Origin of the sequence: Coprococcus sp. ART55/1 (genome assembly GCF_000210595.1) — a bacterium.
In the GTDB taxonomy this organism is placed as follows: domain Bacteria; phylum Bacillota; class Clostridia; order Lachnospirales; family Lachnospiraceae; genus Coprococcus; species Coprococcus aceti.
This window is the reverse complement of sequence record NC_021018.1, coordinates 2,677,036-2,682,475: the sequence shown is the minus strand read 5'-3', so window position 1 is coordinate 2,682,475 and position 5,440 is coordinate 2,677,036. Positions and strand designations below refer to the sequence as shown.

The following is a 5,440-nucleotide window of genomic DNA, read 5'->3' as shown; positions in this document are numbered from 1 at the left end:
CTCAGCCTCACCACCAGTCCTCCTGTCGTGATGATCGCCAAATATTATGTCACTTACCCGGCCACTCGCATCTGAGTCACACGGAATACTCTCCTGGTCAGTCTTGCTGTATGCACACATGAGCGTAGCCGAAATGTCCTCCACATCCTCGTCTCGGATGTTCAGGTTTTCCAGAGCTGTGAGCAGCAATTCTCCGACCGTTTTGCTGGTTTTGTGCTGCCAAACCCTGTTCAGCTCTTCAACCTTATCGAGCTCCTCATAATACTCTTCATCTGTCATAGAGTCATAGACCCCAGCCTTTGCCTTTTGGGTGAAGACGACCGCCGGATTGGTTATACTCCTGTTCCTGAACCCTCTTCCTGCCGCCTTGATAAGTTCTGCATAAAGTTCTTTCATATTTGTTATATCCATGTGTAAACTCCTTTCTTTCTCCGAAGTATCAGCAAATGTCTTGTTTTCATGCTTAGAGTATACACACGATATTTTTTTGTCTCGTAAATTCTACGAACGTCTCTCATCCCCGTCTGATCTGACCTTGAGATACCCTCCACTTACCAGATTGGCAACCACCGACTGCTGGGCAAATGAGTCAAGCCCCACAGCATTTCTGCCGTTTCTGTCCTTGTACACATAAACTCCCATTTGATTACCAAGCACTGTCTCATTATAGGTTACGCAGTCATCGTCAATGTCAGCCTGAAGCAGCCCGTCATCTATAAGCCCATTTGCAATCGATTCCATGTTGATGATCACCTTATCGGTTATCTGCTCATGCATATCCTGTGACTCAAGATGTTTATGTAGATTATAAACCATCGCCCTGAGTGACAATCTATCCTTCTCTATAGGAAATTCAAATGTCCTTAGTGCTTTTTCCACCATATCTACACTTTCATTTCCATATAAGTAAGCGTTCTGTATAGCGGCATCATCGTGCTCATTTGCTCTGATCTTAAACACCTGATAGCACATATTTGCAACATTGTCCATGGAATGCAGATTCCGTCCGACCACATCGATCCATGTCTGTACATCCGTGATAGCCGGTGAATTGTCTTCCCCATAAAACAGCTTGTCAAATGAACCAAAGTCATCATTTCCCATCTGCCACAGTTCAAGCTTCTCTCCGTCGGCACACCTTTTCCCTGTATAGAAATGATTCTGTTCGTATCTGAAGTAATATTTTTTATTCTCCTCAGTGTCATTTATGATTTCCATATCCTGATATCCAGGCCTTGTAATATGCCCAGGTTTTAACTGACTCACCTTGAGTTCCCTGCGGGTCAGGCAGTCAACAAGATATGTCGCATATCTCGTATCATATGCATGATAATGCTCAAGTCCCTGTGGCTTTCTCCTATATGTAACCGCTATATACAAAGTCTCGCCTTTTTCCAGTCTGCTTCCGATCAGTCCCGAAAAACGGGCCATGGACTGATATGCATTGTACCTGTACTGCTCTGCACCACCATCTGGCACAGTGTGCATACACACCTCCTTCAGTGAATGTGGGAAGAAATATATATCCAGGAGTTTCCTTGATCTGTCACTCTCCATAAGACTTAGATACTCACCAAAGTCCGAACACCTGCACCCATCCCCGCCGGCAGGATCATGAATACTGTTTATATCTACCTGATCCCCGGCAGGCATATCCGGTGAATCGGATATCTTGTATGCCCAGTTCGCAGGGTCGATTCCTGTATAGCTGAGTGATACCTTATCATTTCGCAGTATAACTCTGGCAGCATGAGACATTCCCCAGTAATCTATACCGGTTCCACATCCAAAGCTCACCGACGATACCTCTTTTTTACTCTTTAGGATTCTGGCAAGTATATCTGTATAAGCACGGGAGAATTCAAATCCATATGCTCTGGCATATTCCATTACGTAGTAGGCAAGAAGATACCTGTCACTGTAATCCCCCTCGCCGTTTTTGAACAGATTGCGGCATTTTTCATGAAATTCCTCCAGCTCCTCCGGGCTGAGTCCGTCAGTATATTCCTTTAAATCCTTGAACACTCTTCGTAGGTATTCCTTCAAATTAACTATATTTGCCATGATTATCTTATGTCCTTTCTACTGCTGCTTCCATTACTGTACTGATAATAAAATCCTGTCTCTGTCTAATACAGAGAATCGGGACCGTATGTTCTCTCCATTCTGTACAACATATCCGTCTTCTCCATCGCCTTCCTGATGTAGATAACCGCATCTGCCATGTCATATGCATTGCCATATATTGATATGTTGTGCTTACATAGATACATATCAAGAGCCCCTTCGACCACCTTTGTCATGATGGACAGATAGCTATACGGCACCTCATCTGAATAGAGAAGCGCCATAAACTCCCTGAACCGTGCGCAGAATGTCTCCGCATCCGCCACATGTTCGTGAAGATATTTCCACGGCTCAAGATCATGGAAAAATGGCTTCTCCTTCAATGGGGTACCGCATCCTTCCATAAAGAATTCATATTCTTCTTCATCTCCACCTATACCATAATCACAGTCCATAATATCAGCAGGAGATTCATTTGAACTCCGAACATCCCCGTTCTCAGCCTCAAGCTGCTCAAATGCGTCTTCCATCCTTCTTTTCATGTCCGGTGTCATCCATGTGTCCTCTGTGCTGTCACTTAGCCAGTAATACACCTCAATGCCCCACGAGATGACTCCTGAATCCGACAGAAAACCATCACACTCATATTCCAGGAGCAGATTATCCTTGTCCTGCCCAGAATTGAAATTCCTGCATCCTGCAAGTATTGTGTTAAATGACTCGTCGGGAAGCGTCTCAATCTTATTCTCCAGCCAGTCAAGCTTGAGCAGAGACATGCGGACAGCCAGGTACAAATACAGTCTCATATATCTGCAAAAGCTCTTCTGCCCGGGCAGGGCTTTCTCATCAACTATCCTGCCAAACCAGAGCATGTTTTTACCGGCATATATATCCATCAGCTCTAAAAACTCACCTATGAAGGTCTGCGTTTTAGACTCACTGAACTTTCCGTTCTCATCTGTTACATATGGGACGATCGAGTGAGACCTCCCGCTTATGATCTTTTCAAATTCGTCCATGAGATCATGGTATTTTTTCTTATTTTCGCTGACCTCATTGAGTCTTTGTCTCTCAAACCAATCCACGATCATTCCTCCTTATCACCCGTCCTAACTTACAGACTCCTATGTTTTTTCTTCATAACCGAGTGAAATGCAGCTCTCTTTCTGTCTTCCTGCACCCCCCTGTCGAATTCCGCCAAAGTCTCAGCTATATCCTCATCACTTACCAAATCTTCATGTATCTCTTCAGCCGCCGTATGTCCGAAAAATTTCAGGAACACATCAGGACATCCGACCGGTGCATCACTGTTGCAGTTTCTGTATTCCTCAAGGGCATCCTCCCTGTAATCATAATTCTGAAACCAACTGACAGCCTCCTCCATACCCGGAAAGGCATCTCTGTCATAGCTGCTTGACTGAAATGCAGAAAACTCAAACGCACGGCCCTCCTCCACTCCAAGGAAATACACCACGCCGAGTTCACAGTTACTGTCTATCCGCACTCCCGCAGACTCCTCAAACCGGTTTCTGCCGATCAGGAACACACCACCGCCGATCTCCCTGTCAAGCCACATTGGCAAGAACACATCGTGGTGCCCTCTGTCATTCCTGTTTGCGTTCAGTGTATCCTTCAGATCATCGCATGCATCATAGTATTCATTCCATGTGAGATAGTCCCCTGGGATAGCCGATTCATCATGTCCGCCAAATGGATTTCCTCCCGCATACTTGAAATACGCATCCAGTATCTCCATACTTTTCTCTTTTTTTCTGGGAGGTCTGTAGGTTTCATTATCGGAAGAGAATCCGGCGTCATACAAAAGTGTGTTGACCTCCACCTTGAGAATTTCATCCTGAATCCTCTCGGTAAGCTCTGCTGCATAATTTCTCTCCATCAGAGAATCAGCAAACCTGGCAAATAAAACATCATCACTCTCCGCAAACTGCGCCAGTCTGGCAAGCTTGTCAACCGACTTTCTGACTCCGATAAAAACGTCTTTTCCCCACACGGCCAACGCATTTTCTTGCAGGACTGCCATATCAGCCTTTCCCGGTATGTATTTGCTGTTCATGGAAAAGAAATCCAGCAGACCTTTTATATAATCGGAACTGTCCAGAACTCCGTGATACAGATCCATATAAAGCGAAGTGAGCTGAACATACGGATTCTTCTTCTCCCCTTCAAATTCAAATGAGACTAGAATCTCATTTGTGACCGCTCTAAGCACATCCACATCTATATCAAGCACCGGATGCCTGTCAAGACTCTCTGACAATCCTATAAGCTTCTCACGGATGCTGCCATTTTCCATGTTTTCCATGGAGTCCTCACCCACCGAGGTTTTTTCCACCAGCTCTCGAAGAGACATGATTCCATCCAGCCCCGCCACAAGATTCCTGTCTGTGAGCAGCGCTCTTACGAGAAATCTTGTGTACCTTCCCTTGCTGAGGGGAGTGTCTGCAAGGCAGAATAATTCTTCCTTTATTCTAAGCCGGAGGTTCTGCTCACGCTCTCTCCTGACATATCCATATATGAACGAACTCTCCATGTGCTCGTGATAATCGCGGCCTACCCTACAGTAAAAATCATCTCTGAATCCAGCCACAGACTACACCTCCCAACGAAGCTCTTTTATCCTGTCTATCTGCTTCTTTATGCAGGTATATGATCTGACAAACTCCTTAACATCGACATACAATGACATTCCACGCCTGCACAGGAATACGTCGATCATTCCCTCAACAAGATCATCGAACTCAGCCATGGCATGCTTCATCTCGTCACCGTCAAGCTCCATATAGAAGATCTCCCTGAGCCTGATATAGCGCTGACAATACACCTCCGCATCGATAAATGTTCTCTTAAACTCATTCTCGCTATTTTCTGTGCGCTCAAGCATCTCATCCATGTATTGATTATATTCTTCATCCTCATCAAGTTCACTCAAAGCCGCATCTATCTCCACATCAGACATCACATCCTCTTCTGCCTCTTTGAGATACTCCTCGTATGCAGCATTCTGTTCCCCGCACAATTTTTCTACCATAGACCTCATCTCAGGAGTCAAAGTTGTGCTGATATCGACATCCTTAAGCGACTCGTACGCCAGTGTAAATATATCGAACAGACTGCCGTCTCCCCTGCCACAGTAATACGACTCACCCCACAGCTCACAGAACTTTGCCACATCAGACTTTATTGCAAGCCTTCTCACCTCCACGGCATGTGACAATATCTGCTGAAAAGAATCCTCAAACGGCCATGTGAGCACCTTCTCTACCCAATCCATATTACTTATCATGAGACGAATGATACAATACAGATAGTCCGACACAAATTCCCGGAACTTCTCAGGCATTCCTGCCTCATT

The 5,440-nt window shown here is 45.2% G+C and carries 5 protein-coding genes; all 5 read right to left on the bottom strand.

Annotated elements, in window-relative coordinates; all coding sequences use genetic code 11:
- The coding region (locus CCU_RS12055; RefSeq protein ID WP_208896224.1) for a hypothetical protein at positions 1-411 on the bottom strand (411 nt) is incomplete at its 3' end.
- 90 nt (positions 412-501) lie between these two features.
- Complete coding sequence (locus tag CCU_RS12050; RefSeq protein ID WP_208896223.1) at positions 502-2,064, bottom strand: hypothetical protein; 1,563 nt, start codon at positions 2,062-2,064, stop codon at positions 502-504.
- Between the two features lie 65 nt (positions 2,065-2,129).
- Entirely contained in the window at positions 2,130-3,152 is a 1,023-nt protein-coding gene (locus CCU_RS12045; protein ID WP_055144605.1) for a hypothetical protein, read from the bottom strand.
- A 29-nt stretch (positions 3,153-3,181) separates the two neighbouring features.
- Positions 3,182-4,675: a hypothetical protein gene (locus CCU_RS12040; RefSeq protein ID WP_208896222.1), complete on the bottom strand. Its 1,494-nt coding sequence runs from the start codon at positions 4,673-4,675 to the stop codon at positions 3,182-3,184.
- Between the two features lie 3 nt (positions 4,676-4,678).
- On the bottom strand, positions 4,679-5,440 hold a 762-nt coding region (locus tag CCU_RS12035), incomplete at its 5' end, for a hypothetical protein (RefSeq protein ID WP_208896221.1).

Coding starts and splice junctions, on each gene's coding strand:
- CCU_RS12050 (WP_208896223.1), bottom strand. CDS start 2,064: ATGGCAAATATAGTTAATTTGAAGGAATACCTACGAAGAGTGTTCAAG.